Below are 21340 nucleotides of genomic sequence, written 5' to 3' on the forward strand. Positions count from 1 at the left end.
GAGGAATCCCTTTCGTTATGGAAGGCGTTCTGCGCCAGTACTGGGCGCTCGTTGCACTGATACGTCCTTATAGCACAGGAAGCAGTCCGTTTATCCATCGTCGACGCGATCAGACCGGTTGTAGTATCGCCCATATCGGTCGGTGATCGGGCGATGACTCGTAATCGACCGCGCACGCACGAACGAAACGTGCTCGAGGCCGACTCGAGACGCGTTCAAGCACAGGTTTCGACGACGAATCTGCGTCGAGACCGGATCTCCGGACCGTTCAGCCGTTCGTGATACGAATCATGGGTCGGGGTAACTAGTCACGGTGATAGGGGAGTTGATCGGTCGATATGCTGGGAAACAACTAGTTAAATAGCTCCTATTGTCGGACCGGCTGCTGAAACGATACGACGCGACGGAGCCAACAACGGAAACGGTGAACAGAACTATGTACGGCGGTGTGGTCGAGCGAATTATGCCCGAGATGGAACAACAAGACAAAACGTTGTCCGAGATTATCGTCAAAGAAGCAATCAATAAAGGAATGGACTCGTCGATGCGCGAGTCGATTCTCGAGGCGGTCGAGGAGTCGGAAGGGTCTCAGTCGGGTGGGCGGCTTCCGCTCGCGGGGGCGCTGTTCGGCCTCGGTGCTGCCGTCGGCTATCTCGTGGGCCGCCAGGCGCCCGAACTCGAGGACTCGCCGATCGAGGACCTCGAGGAACCGGAGATCATCGAGGACGTCATGGAGGCGGCCGAGGAGACCGGTGAGACGACGTCCGAGATGGACGACGAGTCCGAGGGAAGCTCCACATCGCGGCTGCCGCGACTCCTGCTCGCGGTCGGTGTCCTCGCTGGGGCCGCCTTCCTTCGTCGTCGCCTCGCCTCAGGCGAGGAAGAAGAGTGGGAGCCGATCGAGGAGTTCGAACCGGCGACGGGCGGTGACGCGGAAGAGGAAGCGGAGTCCGAAGCGGGTGAGGAAGCCGAAGCTGAGGCCGAGGAGACGGACGAAGAAAGCGAGGAGTAACGCGGAGAAGTGAGGTGGAGACCGAAGAACGGGAAGAGCGACGAATTTTTCGCTTGAGCGGATTCGGCCGATCCGATCGATGGCTCGGACGAGTCGTGCAAACCGTTTCGTCCTCGGCGGACAGGACCCGCGAGCCGCCGCTACAGCCGTTTCTCTGATCGTGAATCTTAGACTGTCGCGCTCGGTACGCGCGCACGGCGATCGGGACTATCACAGCAGGCGGTATCGACTTTTGGCGGTCGGTACCACTCACGAACGATGTGTAATCGCCCACCAGCGGAACCCGACGTCCGAGTGTCCGCTGGCGAGCAGGGCTATGAACCAGGAACTGTATGGGAACCTGATAGCAGAGCCCGTCGCGTCACTCAGACGCGACAGGCGTCGATTCGTGATTGAGGACTATTAACTCCACGCTCGGCGTGTCTCGCTCGAGAGACGGTGTCTCGAAAACACCGCGAGCGGCACGAGGGGAGATTGAAACGCCCGCTCGCGGATGACTGGGTCGGGGTGCGTCGCGTACTCGGGAACGCGACAGGTCATTCAAGGACTGCCGACCGCTTGAGTCCGATGCCAATAGAAATTGGGAGTCCCAGCTCGGCCCGCCACTACGACGGCTCGCAAAGCGCGCTCGGAAGTGACGAACAGCCCAGACGAGCGTTTCGAATCCACGCCGTTGTCGTGACGAAGGAGCTAAGGGACAGACGCCGACAGTATACGGTCAATGGAGACGACCCACCGTGTTTTCGTCGGTGATTCTCGAGATCTCTCGCGTGTGGACGATGAGTCCGTCGAACTCGTCGTCACGTCGCCGCCGTATCCGATGATCGAAATGTGGGACGACCTCTTTACCGACCTCGATCCCGCGATCGGCGGCGCCTTAGCCGACGACGACGGTCAGGCCGCGTTCGACGGGATGCACGCCCAACTCGAGGCCGTCTGGGACGAGCTCGAGCGGGTGCTGATCGACGGCGGTATCGCCTGCATCAACGTGGGCGATGCGACCCGATCGGTCGACGGGAGCTTTCGGGTCTATCCGAACCACGCCCGCGTGCTCTCGGCGTTCGAGGAGCGGGGATTCGAGCCGTTGCCAGACGTGCTCTGGCGCAAACCGGCGAACAGCGCGGCCAAGTTCATGGGCAGCGGGATGATCCCGCCTAACGCCTACGTGACGCTGGAACACGAGTACATCCTGGTCTTCCGAAAGGGAGACGCACGCCGCGAATTCGAGCCGGGAGCCGACCGGCGCTACGAGGCCGCGTTCTTCTGGGAGGAGCGCAACCGCTGGTTCTCGGACGTCTGGACCGACGTCACGGGTGAGTTGCAGGGCCTCGAGGAGACCGACGACGAACTCCGAGAGCGGTCGGCGGCGTACCCGCTGGAGATTCCGTACCGTCTAATCTGTATGTACTCCGCTTACGGCGATACTGTTCTCGACCCCTTCTGGGGCACCGGAACGACCACGCTCGCAGCGATGTGTGCCGGCCGCAACTCGGTCGGGATCGAACTCGAGGACGCCTTCCTCGAGGTGTTCGACGACCGGATCGACGACGTACCGGCGCTGTCGCGGTCGGTCGGTCGCACGCGCCTCGAGCGCCACCGGGCGTTCGTCGAGCGCCGCCGTCAGGACGGTGAGGCGTTCGAGTACGAGGCCGACTACTACGAGACGCCGGTCATGACGGATATGGAACGGGGCCTCCGGCTCCGAGAAGCGCGCGCTGTCGAGGAATCCGACGACGGCTACCTGGTCGATCACGGTCCGCTCGCTCTCGAGTAACCCGCTTCTCGACGCGCCACTGACGCGAGCTTTTTCCCTCCGCCGCCCCCAGCAGGTGTATGGCTCGCAGTCTCGCAGACCCCGAGCGGACGCCCGTCCGCGCCCTTTCCGTCGGCTCCTCCGAGTGGATTCGGACGGCGACGGCGGGGCTCTCGGACGAAACGGTGTCGATCACGGGGCCCGTTCCGACCGCGTCCGACCTCACGGACGACCGACTCGAGGCGGTCGATTGCGTTTTGACCGACGACCGCGACGCTCTCTCGGCCGTTGACGGGGCGTGTCCGGTCGTCTACGCGATCGATCCGGCTGCAAACGAGTCGATCGATCGACTCCGCGACGAGGGGGCGACCGAAATCGTCGCCGCGACGACCGGCCAGGAACTCCCGTTGCTCTCGCATCGACTCCAGCAGACGGCCGAGTGTACCACGATGGAGCGATCGGCCGACCATCGGGCGGCATTCTATCGAAGGTTGATCGAACAGTCCTCGGACCAGTTGCTCGTCCTCGACGAGACGGGCGCGGTCACCGACGTGATTCCGGCAGCCGAACGCGTTGGGGGGTTTACCGCGGATGAACTGGCCGGGACGAACATACTCGACTACGTCCACCCCGACGATTCACAGGCCGTAAAAGCCGAATTCGACGCCGTTTGTGAAGCGGAACCCGGATCGACGCGGACCATCGAGTACACGTGCAAGCACGCGAGCGGCTCCTGGCACGTCCACGAGGCCGTTCTCACGAACCGACTCGAGGACGATCTCGTCAACGGTGTCGTCGCGTCGATCCAGGACGTCACGGAGTTCCACCGTATCGAACAGGAGCTGAGTCAGTCGTTCAAACGCGTCACCGACGCGTTCTACGCCCTCGACTCGGACTGGCGGTTCACCTACGTCAACGATCGCGCGCTCGAGAAACTCGATCTCGAGCGATCCGATCTCGTCGGTCAACACATCCTCGACGTCTTCCCGGAGATGGCGGGGACTCCGTTTCAGTCCAGCGCCATCGAGGCGATGGAAACGCAGGAACCGCGGACGGTCGAAGGTCATTTCGACCCCTACGACACGTGGATCGAAGCCCGAATCTACCCCTCACCGACGGGAATATCCGTCTACTGGCGGGACGTGACCGAGCGCGTCGAGCGCAAACGTAATTTGACCGAACGGACGGAGCGATTACAGACGCTCGTCGAGAACGTCCCTATCGTGCTGTTCGTTCTCGACGATAGCGGGACCTTCACGCTCTCGGAAGGACAGGGACTCGCCAACGTGGGCTTCGAGTCCGACGAGGTCGTCGGTCGATCGGTCTTCGACCTGTTCGAGGACTACCCCGAGGTCCGTGCCGACGCGAGGGATGCGCTCAATGGGGTGGCGGTCACCTCGCGCAGACGGCTCGGAGACCGTCTCTTCGAAATCGCCTACCGCCCGATCACTGACGACGGTGTCGTCGATCGCGTCATCGGCGTCGCCAACGATATCACCGAACGGGTCCAGTATCAGGAGACGCTCAACGCGCTCCACGAGGCGACCAGTCACCTGTTGACGGTCGACTCGAAGGAGGATGCGTGCGAGTACATGGTCGACATCGCGGCGGACGTGCTCGAGCTCGAAACCGTCGTCTACCGATTCGACGAGGCGACGAACGAACTGTTGCCGGCGGCGCACTCGCCGGTCCTCGAGTCGACGTTCGGCTCGCCGGATTCCGTCCAGCCCGGCGACAGCGATCCGTGGCAGGCGTTCGTCGCCGGCGAGCCGATGGTTCACGACGACGGACGTGCGGGCCCGATCGACTGCGATGAACTGGCCGACGCTCGAAGCGGTCTCTCCGTTCCGCTCGGCGAACACGGGGTTCTCGTCGCACTCTCGACCGAAGCCGACGCGTACGACGACGAGACCGCCGAACTCGCCGAGCTGTTCGCGACGACGGCTGAAGCCGCACTCGACCGGATCGGGCGGAGCCGCCGACTCCGCGAACGCGAACGCGAACTCGAGCGGCAGAATCGGGATCTCGAGCGGCTCAACGACGCCAACGAGGTGCATCAGGAGGTCGAACAACTGCTCCTGATGGCCGACTCCCGGAACGAGATCGAACGCGGGGTTCCCGAGTGTCTGGCCGAACTCGAGTCGTGTTCGCTGGCCTGGTTCGGCGAACCCGATCCGAGCGGAAACAGTCTCGAGCCGCGACACTACGCCGGGTTCGAACGGGGGTATCTCGACGCGGTGACGATAACGACGGTCGACGAATCGGCCGCCGAACCGGCGGGTCGGGCGGCTCGAACGCGCACCCCAGTTTACGTCGAAAACGTCGCCGCGTCGGTTCACGACGGCGAGTGGCGGGGTGACGCGCTCTCGCGAAACGTCCAGTGCGTGTACGCGGTCCCGCTGGTCTACGACGGGTTTCTCTACGGCGTCCTCTCGATCTACGGGGAGCAACGGGACGCGTTCGACGAAACGCTGCGGTCAACGCTCGCGGAACTCGGCGAGACGATCGCGTACGCGATCGATGCCGTCAAACGAAAAAACGCGCTGTCCGGTGAGGGCCGTACCGAAGTGGAACTCGAGGTCGCGGCGGACGCGACGCTGTGTCGGCTGGCCGCGTTCCTCGACGAGCGCGTGAGCTACGAGGGCGCGACGGCGCGAGCCGATGGGGGCCAGTTCGTGTTCGTAGCCGTCGAGGAGTCGGTCGACGAACTGCTCGAGGACGTCGATTACACCGCTATCGAGGGGATCAGCGAGATTACCATAATCGCCGATAACGAGGACGAGACGCTGCTTCAACTCCGGATCTCCGATTCCTTCCTGGGTTCGATCACTGACACCCACGGCGCACGGTTGCGGGAGTTCGTGGCCGACGCGTCGAGCGGTCGCGCGATCGTCGACGTTCCGGACGCGGTCGAGATCCGTACCGTGTTGTCTGGTATCAGTCGAAGCGGCCCCTCGGTGTCGATGGTCGCGCGACGTGAGGGAGTCGACGATCGATCGACGGTCAGTAGCCGCGCGCGAAGCGCCCTGCTCGAGACGTTCACCGAGCGCCAGCGCGAGGTCGTTCAAACGGCCTATCACGGCGGGTTCTTCGAGTGGCCTCGCCGAGCGAACGGCGAAGAGATCGCGGCCTCTCTGGACATCTCCTCGCCGGCCTTTCACAAGCACGTTCGATCCGCCGAACGAAAGCTGTTCACGGCGCTGTTCGAGGGGGCCACCTCTTCGAAGGTTAATTGATTAACCGGGAGCTGTGAGGACCATTACACAGTTAACGATCAGGCTCTTTGCAACGACCCCTGAATCAGCGGACGACTTCCCACTGACGTACTGGGGGGTACGTACAAACATGACAGAGATGAGTTCACGATCACCATCAGCCGAAAGGGGGGATCACTATTCCGTACAATACGACAGACTCGATGACGAACCACTCAGCGTCGCCGTGGCGGATGCCGTCGCGACGTTTCGTAACAAAGACGTAACCGAACTCGAGCCACTCCATTACTCGATCAATGCCGATTCGCTCGAGCGGCTGTTCGAACCGCGTGCGAACGGACTCCGCTCCGGCGGCTCGGTGACGTTCGAGTACAGTAATTGTCTGGTGACTGTTACTGCGGACGGCGAGATTCGCGTCGACTCCAGCTAGCGATCCGATATCGTTGCAGATCGGCGCTCGCACTCGTTCTTTTGGCGCATCGAAACGACAGGCGAGCAACGGCTCGGCCGTGGCTTCGCTTGGTCCCACAAACTAAGCGGGTCCGCATCGAACGGCCGGCTATGCCAAACCGTCTCCTCGTCCCGACCGACGGAAGCGATTCCGCGACGGCCGCTCTCGAGCACGCACTTGACGTCGCCGCCGAGCGAGAGGCAACAGTTCACTTGCTCAACGTCGCGGATACGAAGGAACCGAGCCTCACGCGACTCGGCACTGATGTCGTCGACGTACTCGAACAGGAGGGTAACGACATCGTTTCGGATGCCGCCGCGATGGCCGAGGACCGCGGCGTGTCCGTCGTGACGGACGTCGTTCAGGGCGATCCGCGGCAGGTAATCGTCGAGTACGCCACTACCGAGGAGTTCGACCTCGTCGCGATGGGTGCGCACGGACGGCGCGGACTGGGGGAGTACGTCCTCGGAAGCGTCACGGATCACGTCGTGAACAGGAGTTCCGTTCCAGTCTTGACCGTTCGTGCAGCCGACGAAGTGACGCCGAGGTTCCCCTACACGGACGTCCTCGTTCCGACCGACGGAAGCGGCCACGCGACGGCGGCGCTCGAACTGGCAGCGACAGTTGCTGACCGACACGGCGCGAAGCTACACCTGTTATCCGTCGTCGACGAACTTCCGGAAGTGATCGACGCGGGGTCGGCAGCACTTTCTGAGCAACTCGAGGACAACGTCCAGCAAGTTCTGGACGATGCAGCGTCGACCGCCACGCAGGCTGGCGTCGACGACGTCACGACCACTATCGCGGCCGGATCGGTACCGCGGGAGGTCACGACCTACGCCGACGAGGAAGGGATCGATCTCATCGTGATGGGGACACACGGCCACACCGGTCTCGACCGGCACCTGCTGGGGAGCTTTACCGAGCGCGTGATCCGCACGTCTCCGGTTCCCGTCCTCACCACGCAGACGCACGATGCGGCGTGACCCACGAACCGATGCGCCGACTCAGTCTGATACCACGACGTGGCTCACCCCCACGACGCGTCTCGACCGTCTCGACTTCGCCTCACCCTCATCTCGGCCGTCGAGACGGGTTCTCGAGTCGCAGCCACGGTAGAAAAGGGACGACTCTCTCGGTTCGGAAACTGAGAACGATAGGTCCCCATACGGTGGTTCGGGACGATGTGGTGATCGAACTGTGACCGACAGCTCGCTGCCATCGCTCGATCGTGTCCGATCGGAGATTACGAGAAACAGGCTCCGAGCCGCGTTCGCCGTCCTCATCCTCATTTCGGCCGCCGCCGTCGTCAGCGCCGCGGGCGAGGGGGTTTCGACGGCGTCGAAGGAAGACGTTCCCGACGCACCGGAGACGGAGAACCACACCGTCGTCACGGAATCGGGCCGTGCCGGGACGATTACGGCCTACCAGCCCGACGGCGAGGTCCTCTACTACAACAACTCGCGGACGAAGTACTTCGACGCCGACCCGGTCGAGGGCGACCCGCTGACCGTCGAGTACGCCGCGACGGACACGATTCACACGGAGGGGTCCAACTGCGGCGCGCCGCCGTGTACCCGTAACGTCATCGAGCGGGCCGACCTCGAGACCGGCGAGGTCGAGGTGCTCTACGAGCGATACGACTACAAGGAGTACGCCGGCGAGTGGCACGACGTCGACCGCACCAACGAGACCCACTTCGTCGTCGCCGACATGGTCGCCGACCAGGTGTTTATCGTCAACACCGAGACGGAGGTCGTCGAGTGGCTCTGGGACGCCCAGAGCGACTTCCCGCTCGAGGGCGGTCACTCGTGGCCCCGCGACTGGGCACACATCAACGACGTCGAGTACATCGAGGAGGGCCAGATGGACGGTCGAATCATGGCCAGTCTGCGGAATCAGGACCAGGTCGTCTTCCTCGATCGAGAGGAGGGCCTGCTCGAGAACTGGACGCTCGGCTCCGAAAACGAACACGATGTCCTCTACGAGCAGCACAATCCTGACTACATCCCGGAGAGTCAGGGCGGCCCAGCAGTCCTCGTCGCCGACTCCGAGAGCGCCCAGATCAAGGAGTTCCAGCGCGAGGACGGCGAGTGGAACCGAACCTGGCTCTGGGAAGACGACCGGATCCAGTGGCCCCGCGACGCCGACCGACTCCCGAACGGCAACACGCTGATCTCCGACACCCACGGCAATCGCGTCATGGAGGTCACCCAGTCCGGCGACATCGTCTGGGAGGTCGCGTCATCGCTCCCCTACGAATCCGAGCGCCTCGAGACCGGTGACGAAAGCGAGAGCGGCCGGAGCGCCCAGGAACTCGGCCTCGAGTCTCGAACGGCGGCCGAGAGCAGCGGTGGCGGCGGGGGCGACGGCGGCTTCGGCTTTGCACCCCTCGGGTTCATCGGGGATCTCATCGAGTCTCTCCTCCCACACCGGATCTACAACGCCCTCCTCTTCGTGACTCCGGTCTGGATTGGGGCCTCGGAGTTCGCCGCCATCGGCGTGGCGCTTCTGACCGGCCTGACGTGGGCTACCATCGAGATCAAGTGGCAGCTCCGCGATAGAGGCATCAGGTTCCGCCTCCCGGTCTACCGACAGGGCGGTAACTGAGACGAAGCGAGAGCGCTTTTGCGGTATTGTATTTTTGTAGCCTGTCGAACCAGGAACGGGAACTATCGTTCCAGCGCGGCCGAATCCGTTACTCGGTCACGCCAGCAGGTGGCCGCCGAGGAGGTAGAGTGCCGCGAGGATCGACTGGAAGGACAGCGAGCCGACCGCCGATAGCGTGACGAACGATCGGCCGTCCATCTCCGAGAGTCCGGCGGGAACGGTCAACAGCCCGCGAACGAACAGCATCGTGTTGCTCACCGGGATGGCCAGCCTGCCCCAGCGATCGAACCAGCCGTCGAAGCGCTCGAGTTTCGACTCGGTGATCGGAAACCAGCGCTTTTGCAGGACGTACTCCCGGCCGGCGCGACGGACGAGACAGAAGAGCCCGAACTGGCCGACGGTCGTTCCGACCACTGCGATCGCAACGATCCCGATCACCTCCGGAATTGACGAGCCGATCAGCGCCAGCGCGGCCGGCACGACGAGCTCGCTCGGCATGAATCGCAGGAGCATCGCCCCCTCGAGGACGCAGATCCCGAAGAAAACCGCTAACGCGAGTTCCGACGTCAGCATCGACTCTACCCAGGGCGGCAGCTCTTCGATTTGCAGCGGGCCTGCGCCCAGTCTGTGAGTTGTTCCGAACGGAAGCATTGGTAGTTCGCCAACGGCAGCGATCGCGGCAGTACGAGTGGATCCAGCGTTCGGGAACTAAGTTATGCAGGGGGTTCGGTCGACGCCGTGAGCGATGGATCCGGAACAAGCGTTGGTTCATCGCGAGCACGTTTGAAAGTCACGCGTTCAGTGGTGACATCCTCGTTCGAGAACTCACTGCCGCCGTTCCGCGGATCGGAACGCGTCGGATTCCACCCTGATGCTGCCTTCCTCGTTCCCTCGGAGTGAGGATGGCTGTTTGTTCATCGCTGTATAACACCCATTCCCCCGTGCACGCTCGCGGTTCTCGAGCAAACACGCGACGCGAAGCCGCCGTGAGAGCACGATCCGTGCGGACCGATCAGCCTGTCGGGGTGACCGCTGCCGGCAACCACACGGTCAGCAGCAGCGACGTGAACAGGGCGACCGATCCGACGAGCAGGAGCGCGCGATTGATCCGGCCGTTCTTGGATTTGAACCAGCCGAGCGTGACGTGGGCTCGCCAGACGGGAGCGAACGGACTGATTCCCATCGGGGTTACGACGTCGCCCGCGAGATGGGCGAGGATACCGCATGTACCGACGACGAACCCGAACGCGAACGCATCCGGCGTCGAGGGGACGATGATGGCGGTGGCGATGCCGGCGACCAGCCCGACGAGGACGGCAAACCAGACGGTGTGTGTCGGCCCGCGGTGTCGGAGTCGCGGCAGTGGCTGATCGATATCCGGGAGGTTGGCCACGCCGACGGCCACGAGTGCCCCGATCAGCGCCAACTCGAGCGACCAGACGTGACTCACCAGGGGCAGAAACGGCGCGTACAGCAGCGCGTTGAATCCGGAGTGACCTTCTTGGTACATGCCGGCCGATCGACCGACCATCGGGGCCGGACGGAAATTAACCGCTCGATTGTCGCCGCGGGCAAGCGATCACTGCAGCACTCGAGCATCGCAGCAGGCGGTCACTGCGGCGCCCGGTTGTCCGAGTCCGTCACCGCACCGCCCGAACACCGAACGTCGACACGGCCAGGCCGCCGATCAGAATCGGCAGCCAGTAGGTCGAACCGCGGAAGATGAGGACGACCGCGGTGATGGCCGACGCCTGAATACCGGTCGTGGGAACGAGCAGCGTGACGAACGCGGCCTCGATCCCACCGAGTCCCCCTGGAAGGGGTGCAGCGCCTGCAAGGTTCGCTAGCGGAATCGCGAACAACAGGACGTATACCGGGACGCTGTAGCCCAGCGCGGCGAACGCGACCGTGAGCGCGGCGACCTGAAAGAGCCAGCCACACAGCGACAGCCCGACGACGGCGGCCAGTCGCCACCGGTCCGTTGCCACGCGCTCGATGTTCTCGAAGAATCGTCCCAGTCGATCCGTGAGGTCGTCCTCGAGCGTCTCGGAATCGAAGCGGTCGAGTCCAAGCCGACTGAGTCGGGGGGCGACGATGCTGGGCAGTCGGTCGATGATCGTCTGGTGGTATCGCCATACCAGTCCGATCACGAGGACGATAGTGGCGATCAGCACGATCGCCGATCCGACGGCCGTCTCGAGGCGATCGCCGAGCGCGGCGGTCGTCGTATAGTAGCCGACGCCGACGAGAATGAGCGAGATCGAGGGGATGACGTTGAGGATGTCGACGCTCGCGATGCCGACGAGGCTGGTTTCGTAACGGGCGTCGGAAGTCTTCGAGATGAGTAGCGCCGCGACCGGTTCACCCCCGGCTTGTCCGAAGGGGGTGATGTTGTTCGCGAAGACGGTCCCTGCATAGATGAAAAACGACTTGCTGATCGGAACGATGACGCCCAGCGAGACGAGGATGGTCCGGAGCATCAGGCTCCAGGCGGCCAGCCAGCAGAGTGCGAGGACGAACGTCGCCGCGACCAGCGACGGCTTCGCCGATAGCAACGAGTCGACGATGTCGCGGGCGCCGACGACGAAAAAGAGAACGGCAAAGACCGCGACCGCCCCGGCGGCCCCGATGATGAAAGCCCGCCGATTTCGCTCCTCCATGACTGATATAAATCATTAGTGAACTTGAAACACATGATCGTTGTCGGCCGGAGAACACGATCGGAACGGTACTCGGACAATCTTGTCAGAAAAGTCATGGCCGCGTGAGGACTCTCTCAAGCCCGCACTAACTCCAGGGAACGAAACACAGCGGCTGAAGGTGTGACTCTCGAACCGATGATTAGCGCCCGATCGTCCCCTGACGGGTGATCGGGGCGTCAGGGTTGAGACAGAAGGCGACGATGATCGACTCCTCGGTGGCCGTTACGGATACGTCGTCCTCAGCAGTCACGAGTCCGCTTTCGGTGTAACCGATCTCTGTCTCGTCATCGCCGGCTGTCACCGCGCCGTCGAACACGTAGAGATAGGTGTCCCACGCTGGACGGGACGGGAGTGTGACGGTTGCGCCGGCGTCGAGCCGACAGTCGTAGAAGTTGACGTCGTTCCGGACGGATAGCGGTGCGTCACCGTCCTCGGGGCCGAACAGGTGACGCCATTCGTTGGGGACTGCGTCGGGAATCGGCTCGTGCTGGATGTCGGGCTCGAGGTCGAGACTGTGCGGACGGACGAATATCTGAAGCATCCGTAGCGGCGGGTCGTCCGCGAACGTCTCCTCGGCGTGCCAGAAGCCGCTGCCGGCGCCCATCACCATCAGGTGGTCCGAATCCGTGACCAGTTCGTTGCCTTGACGGTCGTCGTGGCGCATCACACCGTCGGGGACCCACGAGATGATCTCCTCGTTGCGGTGCTGGTGCATCCGAATCAGTGTTCCCGGGTCCATGAACGACTCGACGACCGTCGCCAGCGGCCCGTAGCCGTGATCATCGTGGTCTGGAACGGCGCGACCGGGGAAGTTGAGATGGATTCTGAACTGCCCCTGATTTTGTGAAACATCCGTCCGTGGGGCCGTGTAGATCTGTGGCTGTGTTCGTGTCGGCGCAGAATCGTCCATTACGAATACGAGATGCTCGAGCGCTAAATGCGTTCTGAGCGTCGGGATTCTGGGCGGCGGGGTTTGAGACAGAAACTGAAAGATGTGGGCGTAGATCGAACCCGAAGTTTAAGCCGCCCTGCCACTGTGACCGTTCGCCTCGGAAGGCCGTCGTCCCGTGGTGGCGGTTGCCGACCCACAGCACGTCCTCGAGCGTGGTCCCAGGATCACTCATCACGAGCCCGTCGAAGCGCGAACTCTCTCGTCCACTCCGATATATTTCTGCCTACAGTGGCTGTATATTGGTGGACTTAGGAACGTAAGGCCATCAAAACCGCTCTGTAGGGTTCTCCAGAGACGACTAAAACATGCTCACGGTAGTAGTACGGAGATTTATAAGTCTTAAATACGTCTTTTTAAGCGACCGATGACGGACCCGAAGGAATCCATCAACATCGAAAACGTCGTGGCGTCGACTGGTATCGAACAGGAACTCGACCTGCAGAGTGTCGCAATGGATCTCGAGGGGGCCGACTACGACCCCGAGCAGTTCCCCGGTCTCGTCTACCGCACCCAGGACCCCAAGTCAGCTGCACTGATCTTCCGCTCGGGAAAGATCGTCTGTACCGGCGCGAACAGCACTGACGCTGTCCACGAGAGTCTCGAGATCGTCTTCGACAAACTCCGTGAACTCAATATCCCGGTCGCGGAGGATCCCGAGATCATCGTCCAGAACATCGTCAGCAGCGCCGACCTCGGACGGACGCTCAATCTGAACGCCATCGCGATCGGGCTCGGACTCGAGAACATCGAGTACGAACCGGAGCAGTTCCCCGGACTGGTGTACCGACTCGACGAGCCGGAGGTCGTCGCCCTCCTCTTTGGCTCCGGAAAACTGGTAATTACTGGCGGGAAGCAGGTGGAGGACGCCAAACAGGCCGTCGACGTGATCGTCACCCGCCTCGAGGAGCTCGGGTTGCTCGAGTAGCAGGTCACTGCATCGAGAGACGGAGCAGTCTCACGGAAGACGGAGCGGCCTCGAGGGGGACCTACTGATCGTCGCGGTCGGTTTCGGACTCTCTGTGTCGCTCGAGTAGCTGTTGCACTCCGGCCCGGAGTGCTTCGCTCCGGGAGTGGTAGATATCGGCGTCGACGAGCGACTCGAGGGCGGCGAGCTGTTCGTCGGTCGCTCGGAACGTCACACGATCGAGCGGCTGACCGTCCGCCAGTCGGGAGTGGTCAGGTTCGATCACGATGTCGTCGGATGGCGAGCTACGCGACACCACTGCTCACCTCGTTCCGGTCGCGACCACGGCGCGACGCCGCTCTCGTCTCGATTTCTGTGACTGTGAGTCCCGTTCTATTTTTCGCGAGGACCATGTGATGAGAAGGAGACGGCCAGTAAAAAGGGCTCGCGTAGCGCGGTGAAAGTGAAACTATTCGACTCTGACGTTGACAGTCAGAAAGACGTCGGTTTCGGTTATCACGGAACGTCGTCTAACCAGTCCAAAGCAGCGGGGCGGCTCACGCGATCCCGGCACGACGGACAGCGTTATGCTCGTTCGGCCCTTGCACGTGACGCGGGCAACCGCAGAAACACACCATGCCCGAAGAGACGAATTCATCCACCCGGAGCAGTGTATCCGAGTCCGATCGGTTCGAGCGACTCGAGAGCGCCGAGTACGACCGCGTCAACGAGTTCCTTCGCAATCGCGTCGCCTTCACGGCCCGCGAGTGGGCGATCGCTCGCCTCGGGGCCGACTTTCGGACCGGGACAGGTATCGAGATGACGACCATCGGGGAGAACCTCCCCGACCTCGTTCCCTTCATGGACGACCAGTACACGCGCCAGGCCGTCTACCAGTCGCGGAAATCCTTCGAGGAGAAGGTGCGAAAAGCGGGTGCGACGTTCCTCTATGGCGCCTCTGCTGATTTCTTCACGGCCGACGAACTGGACGACATCGCCTACGAGGCGACTGAGACAGCACGGTTCCTGATCGAAGTCGAAGGGGCCTCTCTTTCGCACGAGACCGAACTGGACGCGGAAGAACGGGTCAAAGCGGCGATGGAGGCCGTCCATCGGGCGAGCCTCGAGCTCCGCTACGACCGCTGTCCGAACTGCGGTGAGCGACTCGGTGAGGACGCGATTGAATCCGAGTGACCGCAGCGAGCACGCCGACGAGCCCACTCCCGTCGCAGACGTGCTGGTCACGCGTCTCCGGATCTAGTCACGCGGATCGAACAGTCGACGTCGATCTGGTGTGGCTCGCTCGTCTTCCCGACGGTATGCGCGTTACTCCGATTCCGAGAAGAACCCGCCGATGTACTGTTCTTCCCACTCCCGACGCGCCTCGAGTTCACGGCGGCCACGAGCGGTGATCGTGTAGTAATTCGTTCGCTGGTCGAGTTCGCCTTTCTCGACGAGCCCTTTGTCGACGACTTTGTCGAGGTTCGGATAGAGCCGTCCGTGATGGATCTCTTTCTCGTAGTACTCCTCGAGTTCGTCTTTGATCGCGAGCCCGTGTGGTTCGTCCTGTCCGGCGATCGTGTACAGCAGGTCCCGCTGGAAGCCGGTCAAATCGTACATATCCGAATTCCGTCCTATCCGTGTATAAGCATTCCGTGAACAGGTTGGGGAGGGGATATCGCGACCCTGTCCGACCGTTGAGTGAGAGGGACGCTACCACGGGAACACCGGCGGGAGGCGGTACGCCACCGCTGACGCCGTCAGTTCGTCGCCGTCCTCGCCGTCCATCATCGCCGGGGAGGGCCCGAACGAGGTGGCGTGGGCAATGTACTGCTCGTAGCCCGACCGGGTATGGGGGGAGAACGGCGACCGAAGGTCCTGTTCCTCGAGCACCCACTGGCCGAACCGTTCGTTGACGTTCTCGTTCTCACGCCACTCGCCGCCCGAGAGCCGGCTACCCTTCTCGAACTCGGTCTCGTCGCGCTTTCGTCCGTCGACGTAGAGGTAATGCTTGGGATACGGGCTGACGTCCCAGACTCGAGCGAGCGTCGTTCCGTCGGCCATCGCTGCGAGCTCGAGGAACGTGTACATGGTCGGCGGCTGGATGATGAACGCGGGCACGACCGCCACGTCCATCCCCGTCGCCTCCAGGAACGCGACCGGACCGAGTTCGTAGAACTTCTCGCGCATGATCTCGATGTACGTGTCGCTCCCGCCGAAGAGGACGGAGGCGCGAACGCCTTCGACGCCGTTTACCTCCTCGTGCACGACATCGCTCTCGAATCGCTTGTCCGCTACGTCGGCCCGGAGCTTGTCTTTCCCGCCGAACCAGTCGAGATCATCGCGCTCGATGATGTCCCTGACGACGTTCTCCTCGCCCGGTTGGCCCTCGACGCCGACGTACGGCGGCGTTTCGTTCGCGTTCGTCTCAACGGTGACGCTCTCCTCCACGACGCGCCGGCCGTCGGGCGTGGCGAAGGAGAGGTCGATGTGGTTCTTCAGCCGGTACTGCCGGAGCCCGTCATCGTACTCCAGAAGCTGCTTGCGCATCGCCTCCACCTCGGCGAGGTCGTCCGGGAGGTCCGTGACCTGGTCGGCGACGAACCAGGCGTCGAGGGACTTCCCCCGTAGTCAGGCATCGCGCTGTTGCGGTCGTCGCCGCCGTTCGCGCTGTCCTCGCTGCCGCCGGGCAGGAGCGTGATCGTCGTCGCTGACGTCGAGTGGTCGACCATCAGAACCACCCGCCTCCGAGTTCGATCTCGGTGTCTGCGATCGTGAGCCGAACCGTGTCCGCGGCGAGGGTCTCGAATCGGTACGGTTCGGTCGCACCGCCGGCGAAGACGAGGGTGCCTGCCTCCCCGGTGTCGAACTCGTCGGTCACCTCGGTCCGGACGTAGGCGCCATGGTCGAACTGGAGGTCCCGCATCGTCGCTGCAATCCGGGCGCTCCCGACGGGATCGATCAAGGCGGTCGCATAGATCGAGTTGAAGACGACCCCGCCACGGTACGCGAACGTCCCATCCGTCGAATCAGGGTCGCGATCGGCCGGGTACCAGCTGATCTCGAGGCGGCCGGCCACGTCGAGGAGACCGGTTTCCACATCGCTCGCGTTCCAGTAGATGCGGCCCGGCGTGGCCTGCCGAACCGTCACCGGGTCGGACTCGGCGACCGGCTCGAGCGTCGATCCGACATCGAGTCCGTCCGTCAGTTGAGAGAGTCGAAATCGGAAGACGATAGGTGCGTCGGTTCCGTCGACCCGACCTGGTGTGACGTCGGCGACGAAGTACGGGTGCGCCGAAAGCTCGAGACCGGTTACCGACCGCGAAATCGCCGGAACCGGGTCGCCGTCGACGGTGACGTTGAGTGCATATTCGCCTTCAGTAACGGCGACCGGACGGTCGCGTCGGGTGACTCTCGATAGCGCGACATCGCCGTCTGTCTGCCAGCCGTCGAGTGTCGACTCGAAGGTCCCGAGCGGGAGTACGTCACTCGAGTCGGTCGCAGTCACGTCGGCGGCCGCGGGTTCCGGCGCAAACGCGCCGAGGGCGGCGACGCCAGTTCCAGCAAACGCTGACAGCACACCCCGGCGCGACGTCCGGAATGGCCGCTCGTGTTCGGGCATATGACTACCAGCTGAACGTGGTAGTCATATTAATTTTTATTACTAGGGGTGTGTTTCGCCCTCAGTCCCTCTTCCCTCCCACGCCGTCGCTCCTCTTTCGAAGACTGATCGGCTGTGTAACCGTAATTCGATGAATACGTCTCGTAGCCGTTTGGGTGTTGACGATCGACGTCTGGCCCCGGTTCATGTTTGATCGTCGTACGATTCGTTCGATGACTGAAGTCATACGCTCGCAGTCGCAATGCATGTCAGTATCCTCGTTCGCCCGTGAGACGACCTGATCGCTGTTCGACGACCGGCCGCCTCGGAGCCATAAGCTATATTCGAACCTCGTCCGAGCATCGAACAATGGATCCAGGGCGGATTTTCTTTCTGACGGTGGCGTTTGCGACGCACGCCGTCGTCGGCGTCGCGCTCGCTCGCGGATTCACCGGCGTCGACCAGCGGACGGGGACCGGGTTCGGTATCGTCTTCGGGCTGCTTCCGGACGCGGACTTCCTCTTCCCAGCCGAGTGGGGGTGGCCGTTCGTCCACCGCGGGATCACCCACTCGCTGCTGTTCGCGCTGGCAGTCGTTGTCGGCGTGTACGCGATTCGACGAACGCGCGAGGCCGCACTCGCCGCCGCGCTCGCGATCAGTTCACATCTCTTCATCGACTCGCTGTCGCTGGGAATCCAGTGGTTGTTCCCGATCAGAACGACCTGGAGTCCGGGTCTCGACGTCCACGGCGTGATCGGGACGACCCTGTGGTGGTCGGTTTCGATCGGCATCCTCGCGTGGCAAACGGACGATCTGAGCGCGATCAGACGTGGGTTCCCTCGCGACCGGTAACTATCGGTTCGACCGACAACGGCCACGCGGTTCGACCCTGCGGTACAGGCCCGAGACGTCACCGGTGCTCTCGAGCGGGACGAACGGCGCATAACGGGGGCACGTTGAATCCGACGTGGCCGTTTCGGTACATCGTTCCGGGTGGTCGTTCGCCGTCGGATCCCCGATTGGGTACCCCCTCTGGACCGGATCCGTGCTCTCCTACTTGATGGTCCGTATTCCGAACGCCGACACCGAGGCACCGCCGATCAGTATCGGCAGCCAGTAGACCGCTCCCCGGAAGATCAGGACGGCCGCGGTGACGGCCGATGCCGCGACCCCCGTCGTCGGGACGAGCAGCGTGACAAACGCGGCCTCGATCCCGCCGAGACCGCCGGGAAGCGGGGCTGCACCGGCGACGTTCGCGAGCGGGATCGCGAACAGCAGGACGTACACCGGGACGCTGTGTCCCAGCGCGGCGAACGCCGCCAGCAGCGCCACGGTCTGAAAGAGCCACCCGCACAGTGACAGCCCGATGATCGCGCCGAGACGCCACCGGTCCGTCGCGATCCGCTCGATGTTCTCGAAGAACCGCCCCATTCGATCCGTGAGATCATCCTCGAGGGTCTCCGAGTCGAAGCGACCGAGGCCGAGTCGGCCGATGCGGGGCGCGATAATGGCCGGCAGTCGATCGATGATCGCGTCCCGGTACCGCCAGAGCAGCCCCATGGCGAGCACGATTCCACCGATCAACACGACCGCCGATCCGACGGCCGTCTCGAGGCGTTCGCCGATGGCGGCGGTGGTCGCGTAATAGCCGACGCCGACGAGAATGAGCGAGATCGAGGGGATGACGTTGAGGACATCGACGCTGGCGATGCCGACGAGGCTCGTTTCGTAGCGAGCACCGGAGACTTTCGAAATAAGCAGCGCCGCGATCGGTTCGCCGCCGGCCTGCCCGAACGGGGTGACGTTATTGGCGAAGACGGCACCGGAATAGACGAAGAACGATCTGACGAGGGGGAGATCGACGCCGAGCGTGCCGAGGACGGTTCGAAGCATCAGGCTCCAGGCGGCCAGCCAGCAGAGCGCGAGGGCGAACGTCGCCGCGACCAGCGACGGCTCCGCCGAAAGCAACGAGTCGACGATCGGCCGTGCTCCCACGATGAAGAACAGGACGGCGAGGACAGCGATCGCCCCGAAGCCACCGATGAGAAACGCGGGCTTGTTTCGCTCGTCCATGGCTGGTATGAATCGTCAGTTGACTTGAAACGTCTGATTGACGTCGGTCGCTGATCGCGCAGGTCGTCGCGACCGGTCTCGTCCGACCGAAACAGCCGATCTCTCGCGGTCGATCGAGTCGGGAAGGGGCGATTGTCACCCTCTAATCGACGGTTATCCGCTTTCTCGACAGCAGAACGCTCCCCGTCCGACAGAGGTCGATGGCGACCGCTACCAGTTGTTCAATGATTCACTACGACAGTGTGTAGCTGATTTCGGGTCCTGTACCTGCTTCATAACGATTGCGGACCGGTCGAGTGAACGCAGTACGTTCCATGACTGCTCCGACTGTCCCGGCAGCACCGTCTCTCCTTCGCAGCGACGACGCGTACTCACGGTCGACGGCTCGAGCGACCGCGGCCGGGCGGGGGACGGCCGACGGGACCGATCCCCGCCCGTCGAACGTCCTCTTCGTCGTGCTGGATACAGTTCGGAAGGATCGCCTCGAGCCGTACGGCTACGAACGGGCGACCACGCCCGAATTGTCGCGGTTCGCCGAGGAGGCGACCGTCTTCGAATCGGCGGTCGCGCCCGCACCTTGGACCCTCCCGGTCCACGCCTCGCTGTTTACCGGCCGCTATCCGAGCGAGCACGGGGCCGATCAGGGGAGTCCGTACCTCGACGACGCGACGACCCTCGCGTCGACCCTCTCGGCGGCGGGGTACGACACGGCGTGTTACTCCTCGAACGCCTGGATTACACCCTATACCGGACTCACTGACGGCTTCGACGATCACGATTCCTTTTTCGAAGTGCTCCCTCGAGACGTGCTCTCCGGGCCGCTGGCCAGCGCGTGGCAGACCGTCAACGACAACGACTACCTCCGGGAGATGGCATCGAAAATAGTCAGACTCGGGGCGATGGCCCATGAGCGACTCGCCAGCGGCGAGGGCGCCGATACGAAGACGCCGTCGGTCATCGACCGAACGAAGTCCTTCATCGGCGACAGCGAGAGCGGCCGGGGCTGGTTCGCGTTCGTCAATCTGATGGACGCCCACCTCCCGTACTACCCGCCTGAGGAGTACCGCGAGGAGTTCGCACCCGGCGTCGATCCCGATAGCGTCTGCCAGAACTCGAAGGAGTACAACGCCGGCGTTCGCGATATCGACGACGAGGAGTGGGACGATATCCGGGGCCTGTACGACGCCGAGGTCGCCCACATGGACGCCGAACTCGGCCGACTGTTCGACTGGCTGCGTGCCACCGGCCAGTGGGAAGACACCGCGGTCGTCGTGTGTGCCGACCACGGCGAACTCCATGGCGAACACGACCGCTACGGCCACGAGTTCGCGCTCTATGACGAACTGATCAACGTCCCGCTGCTGGTGAAACACCCCGACCTCGAGGCCGAGCGGCGCGACGACCTCGTCGAGTTGCTCGACTGCTATCACACGGTATTGGATGCGCTCGACGTCGATCCCGATACCGTCGTCGGCACCAGCGGGAACGATGGTCCCGTCGCACGCGATCCAACGCGCTCGCTGCTCTCGAGTGAGTATCGAGCGTTCGACGGAGTCGCGGATCCGGACCCCGGTCAGCGGGCCGTCCTCGAGGCGGATGACGACGCCGATTACGCGTTCATGGAGTACGCCAAGCCGGTCATCGAGCTACACCATCTGGAGCAAAAGGCCAGCAAGGCTGGAATCACGCTCCCGGCGGATCACCCGGCCTACTCGCGACTGCGCGGGGCGCGTCGCACCGACGCGAAATACATCCGTGCGGACCTCATCCCCGACGAAGGCTATCGGCTCGACGACGACCCGTCCGAGCAGTCGCCCGTCGATCCGGCGGTTGACAACGCCGTCGCCGCGACCGAACGGGCACTCGCTCGGTTCGAAGACGCCGTCGGTGGCGCATGGACGGATCCGAGCGAGACGGACACCGACGCCGACGCGCTGGCCGAGGCCGACGAGGCGACCCAGGATCGGTTGCGCGAACTCGGCTATCTCGAGTGAGGCAACTCCATCGGTCTCCCGGAGAAAACGCGGGCGAACACGACGAGAGACGGTCGATTGGAGCGGTGGCGGT

The 21340-nt window shown here is 63.3% G+C and carries 19 protein-coding genes; 10 read left to right on the forward strand and 9 right to left on the reverse strand.

Annotated features, from left to right (window positions below):
- The first annotated feature begins 463 nt into the window (after positions 1 to 463).
- The 6 genes from HYG81_RS20595 (at position 464) to HYG81_RS20620 (ending at position 9041) form a co-directional block, all read left to right on the forward strand.
- Positions 464 to 1012, forward strand: coding sequence for a hypothetical protein (locus tag HYG81_RS20595; protein ID WP_180842943.1), 549 nt, complete (start codon positions 464 to 466; stop codon positions 1010 to 1012).
- A gap of 721 nt (positions 1013 to 1733) precedes the next feature.
- Positions 1734 to 2786 (forward strand): DNA-methyltransferase, encoded by a 1053-nt coding sequence (locus tag HYG81_RS20600; RefSeq protein ID WP_180841573.1) that lies wholly within the window; start codon positions 1734 to 1736, stop codon positions 2784 to 2786.
- A 59-nt stretch (positions 2787 to 2845) separates the two neighbouring features.
- Entirely contained in the window at positions 2846 to 6001 is a 3156-nt protein-coding gene (locus HYG81_RS20605) for a PAS domain S-box protein (protein ID WP_180841574.1), read from the forward strand.
- A 109-nt stretch (positions 6002 to 6110) separates the two neighbouring features.
- Positions 6111 to 6410: a HalOD1 output domain-containing protein gene (locus tag HYG81_RS20610; protein WP_180841575.1), complete on the forward strand. Its 300-nt coding sequence runs from the start codon at positions 6111 to 6113 to the stop codon at positions 6408 to 6410.
- Positions 6411 to 6541: 131 nt separating this feature from the next.
- Positions 6542 to 7417: a universal stress protein gene (locus tag HYG81_RS20615; RefSeq protein WP_180841576.1), complete on the forward strand. Its 876-nt coding sequence runs from the start codon at positions 6542 to 6544 to the stop codon at positions 7415 to 7417.
- 214 nt (positions 7418 to 7631) lie between these two features.
- Positions 7632 to 9041 (forward strand): aryl-sulfate sulfotransferase, encoded by a 1410-nt coding sequence (locus HYG81_RS20620; protein ID WP_180841577.1) that lies wholly within the window; start codon positions 7632 to 7634, stop codon positions 9039 to 9041.
- A gap of 96 nt (positions 9042 to 9137) precedes the next feature.
- Here HYG81_RS20620 and HYG81_RS20625 read toward each other — a convergent pair whose 3' ends face one another.
- The 4 genes from HYG81_RS20625 to HYG81_RS20640 form a co-directional block, all read right to left on the reverse strand.
- Positions 9138 to 9692: a DedA family protein gene (locus tag HYG81_RS20625; protein WP_180841578.1), complete on the reverse strand. Its 555-nt coding sequence runs from the start codon at positions 9690 to 9692 to the stop codon at positions 9138 to 9140.
- A gap of 361 nt (positions 9693 to 10053) precedes the next feature.
- Positions 10054 to 10551: a metal-dependent hydrolase gene (locus HYG81_RS20630; protein ID WP_180841579.1), complete on the reverse strand. Its 498-nt coding sequence runs from the start codon at positions 10549 to 10551 to the stop codon at positions 10054 to 10056.
- A gap of 130 nt (positions 10552 to 10681) precedes the next feature.
- A complete protein-coding gene (locus tag HYG81_RS20635; RefSeq protein ID WP_180841580.1) occupies positions 10682 to 11701 on the reverse strand; it encodes a lysylphosphatidylglycerol synthase transmembrane domain-containing protein in 1020 nt (339 codons plus the stop codon).
- Positions 11702 to 11882: 181 nt separating this feature from the next.
- Entirely contained in the window at positions 11883 to 12653 is a 771-nt protein-coding gene (locus HYG81_RS20640) for a pirin family protein (protein WP_180841581.1), read from the reverse strand.
- Between the two features lie 406 nt (positions 12654 to 13059).
- On the opposite strand from HYG81_RS20640, the gene HYG81_RS20645 reads away from it, so the two are divergent.
- Positions 13060 to 13620: a TATA-box-binding protein gene (locus tag HYG81_RS20645; protein ID WP_180841582.1), complete on the forward strand. Its 561-nt coding sequence runs from the start codon at positions 13060 to 13062 to the stop codon at positions 13618 to 13620.
- 61 nt (positions 13621 to 13681) lie between these two features.
- On the opposite strand, the gene HYG81_RS20650 is transcribed toward HYG81_RS20645, so the two are convergent.
- Entirely contained in the window at positions 13682 to 13915 is a 234-nt protein-coding gene (locus HYG81_RS20650; protein WP_180841583.1) for a ribbon-helix-helix domain-containing protein, read from the reverse strand.
- Between the two features lie 320 nt (positions 13916 to 14235).
- Here HYG81_RS20650 and HYG81_RS20655 point away from each other — a divergent pair, with 320 nt between their 5' ends.
- Entirely contained in the window at positions 14236 to 14793 is a 558-nt protein-coding gene (locus tag HYG81_RS20655) for a DUF5806 family protein (protein ID WP_180841584.1), read from the forward strand.
- A 132-nt stretch (positions 14794 to 14925) separates the two neighbouring features.
- Here HYG81_RS20655 and HYG81_RS20660 read toward each other — a convergent pair whose 3' ends face one another.
- The 3 genes from HYG81_RS20660 to HYG81_RS20670 all read right to left on the reverse strand — a co-directional run bounded on the left by HYG81_RS20660 (position 14926) and on the right by HYG81_RS20670 (position 17221).
- Entirely contained in the window at positions 14926 to 15219 is a 294-nt protein-coding gene (locus tag HYG81_RS20660; RefSeq protein ID WP_180841585.1) for a PadR family transcriptional regulator, read from the reverse strand.
- A gap of 93 nt (positions 15220 to 15312) precedes the next feature.
- Entirely contained in the window at positions 15313 to 16149 is an 837-nt protein-coding gene (locus HYG81_RS20665; RefSeq protein WP_226376000.1) for a hypothetical protein, read from the reverse strand.
- 181 nt (positions 16150 to 16330) lie between these two features.
- The gene (locus tag HYG81_RS20670) at positions 16331 to 17221 is read right to left on the reverse strand and encodes a hypothetical protein (RefSeq protein WP_226376001.1); all 891 of its coding nucleotides are present in this window, start codon (positions 17219 to 17221) and stop codon (positions 16331 to 16333) included.
- Positions 17222 to 17569: 348 nt separating this feature from the next.
- Here HYG81_RS20670 and HYG81_RS20675 point away from each other — a divergent pair, with 348 nt between their 5' ends.
- Positions 17570 to 18052 carry a metal-dependent hydrolase gene (locus HYG81_RS20675; protein ID WP_180841586.1) on the forward strand — a complete coding sequence of 161 codons (483 nt, stop codon included), beginning with the start codon at positions 17570 to 17572 and terminating at the stop codon, positions 18050 to 18052.
- 201 nt (positions 18053 to 18253) lie between these two features.
- On the opposite strand, the gene HYG81_RS20680 is transcribed toward HYG81_RS20675, so the two are convergent.
- Positions 18254 to 19273: a lysylphosphatidylglycerol synthase transmembrane domain-containing protein gene (locus HYG81_RS20680; protein WP_180841587.1), complete on the reverse strand. Its 1020-nt coding sequence runs from the start codon at positions 19271 to 19273 to the stop codon at positions 18254 to 18256.
- A gap of 314 nt (positions 19274 to 19587) precedes the next feature.
- Between HYG81_RS20680 and HYG81_RS20685 the strand changes: the two genes are divergently transcribed.
- The gene (locus HYG81_RS20685) at positions 19588 to 21267 is read left to right on the forward strand and encodes a sulfatase (protein ID WP_180841588.1); all 1680 of its coding nucleotides are present in this window, start codon (positions 19588 to 19590) and stop codon (positions 21265 to 21267) included.
- Positions 21268 to 21340: the final 73 nt, after the last annotated feature.

The organism is Natrinema zhouii, assembly GCF_013456555.2.
Lineage (GTDB): Archaea > Halobacteriota > Halobacteria > Halobacteriales > Natrialbaceae > Natrinema > Natrinema zhouii.

What these genes read in the sequence shown, in the direction of transcription:
- HYG81_RS20595 (WP_180842943.1), top strand. Translation starts at nt 464, where the DNA reads ATGCCCGAGATGGAACAACAAGACAAAACGTTGTCCGAGATTATCGTC.
- HYG81_RS20600 (WP_180841573.1), top strand. Translation starts at nt 1,734, where the DNA reads ATGGAGACGACCCACCGTGTTTTCGTCGGTGATTCTCGAGATCTCTCG.
- HYG81_RS20605 (WP_180841574.1), top strand. Translation starts at nt 2,846, where the DNA reads ATGGCTCGCAGTCTCGCAGACCCCGAGCGGACGCCCGTCCGCGCCCTT.
- HYG81_RS20610 (WP_180841575.1), top strand. Translation starts at nt 6,111, where the DNA reads ATGACAGAGATGAGTTCACGATCACCATCAGCCGAAAGGGGGGATCAC.
- HYG81_RS20615 (WP_180841576.1), top strand. Translation starts at nt 6,542, where the DNA reads ATGCCAAACCGTCTCCTCGTCCCGACCGACGGAAGCGATTCCGCGACG.
- HYG81_RS20625 (WP_180841578.1), bottom strand. Translation starts at nt 9,692, where the DNA reads ATGCTTCCGTTCGGAACAACTCACAGACTGGGCGCAGGCCCGCTGCAA.
- HYG81_RS20630 (WP_180841579.1), bottom strand. Translation starts at nt 10,551, where the DNA reads ATGTACCAAGAAGGTCACTCCGGATTCAACGCGCTGCTGTACGCGCCG.
- HYG81_RS20635 (WP_180841580.1), bottom strand. Translation starts at nt 11,701, where the DNA reads ATGGAGGAGCGAAATCGGCGGGCTTTCATCATCGGGGCCGCCGGGGCG.
- HYG81_RS20640 (WP_180841581.1), bottom strand. Translation starts at nt 12,653, where the DNA reads ATGGACGATTCTGCGCCGACACGAACACAGCCACAGATCTACACGGCC.
- HYG81_RS20645 (WP_180841582.1), top strand. Translation starts at nt 13,060, where the DNA reads ATGACGGACCCGAAGGAATCCATCAACATCGAAAACGTCGTGGCGTCG.
- HYG81_RS20655 (WP_180841584.1), top strand. Translation starts at nt 14,236, where the DNA reads ATGCCCGAAGAGACGAATTCATCCACCCGGAGCAGTGTATCCGAGTCC.
- HYG81_RS20660 (WP_180841585.1), bottom strand. Translation starts at nt 15,219, where the DNA reads ATGTACGATTTGACCGGCTTCCAGCGGGACCTGCTGTACACGATCGCC.
- HYG81_RS20665 (WP_226376000.1), bottom strand. Translation starts at nt 16,149, where the DNA reads ATGCGCAAGCAGCTTCTGGAGTACGATGACGGGCTCCGGCAGTACCGG.
- HYG81_RS20670 (WP_226376001.1), bottom strand. Translation starts at nt 17,221, where the DNA reads ATGCCCGAACACGAGCGGCCATTCCGGACGTCGCGCCGGGGTGTGCTG.
- HYG81_RS20675 (WP_180841586.1), top strand. Translation starts at nt 17,570, where the DNA reads ATGGATCCAGGGCGGATTTTCTTTCTGACGGTGGCGTTTGCGACGCAC.
- HYG81_RS20680 (WP_180841587.1), bottom strand. Translation starts at nt 19,273, where the DNA reads ATGGACGAGCGAAACAAGCCCGCGTTTCTCATCGGTGGCTTCGGGGCG.
- HYG81_RS20685 (WP_180841588.1), top strand. Translation starts at nt 19,588, where the DNA reads ATGACTGCTCCGACTGTCCCGGCAGCACCGTCTCTCCTTCGCAGCGAC.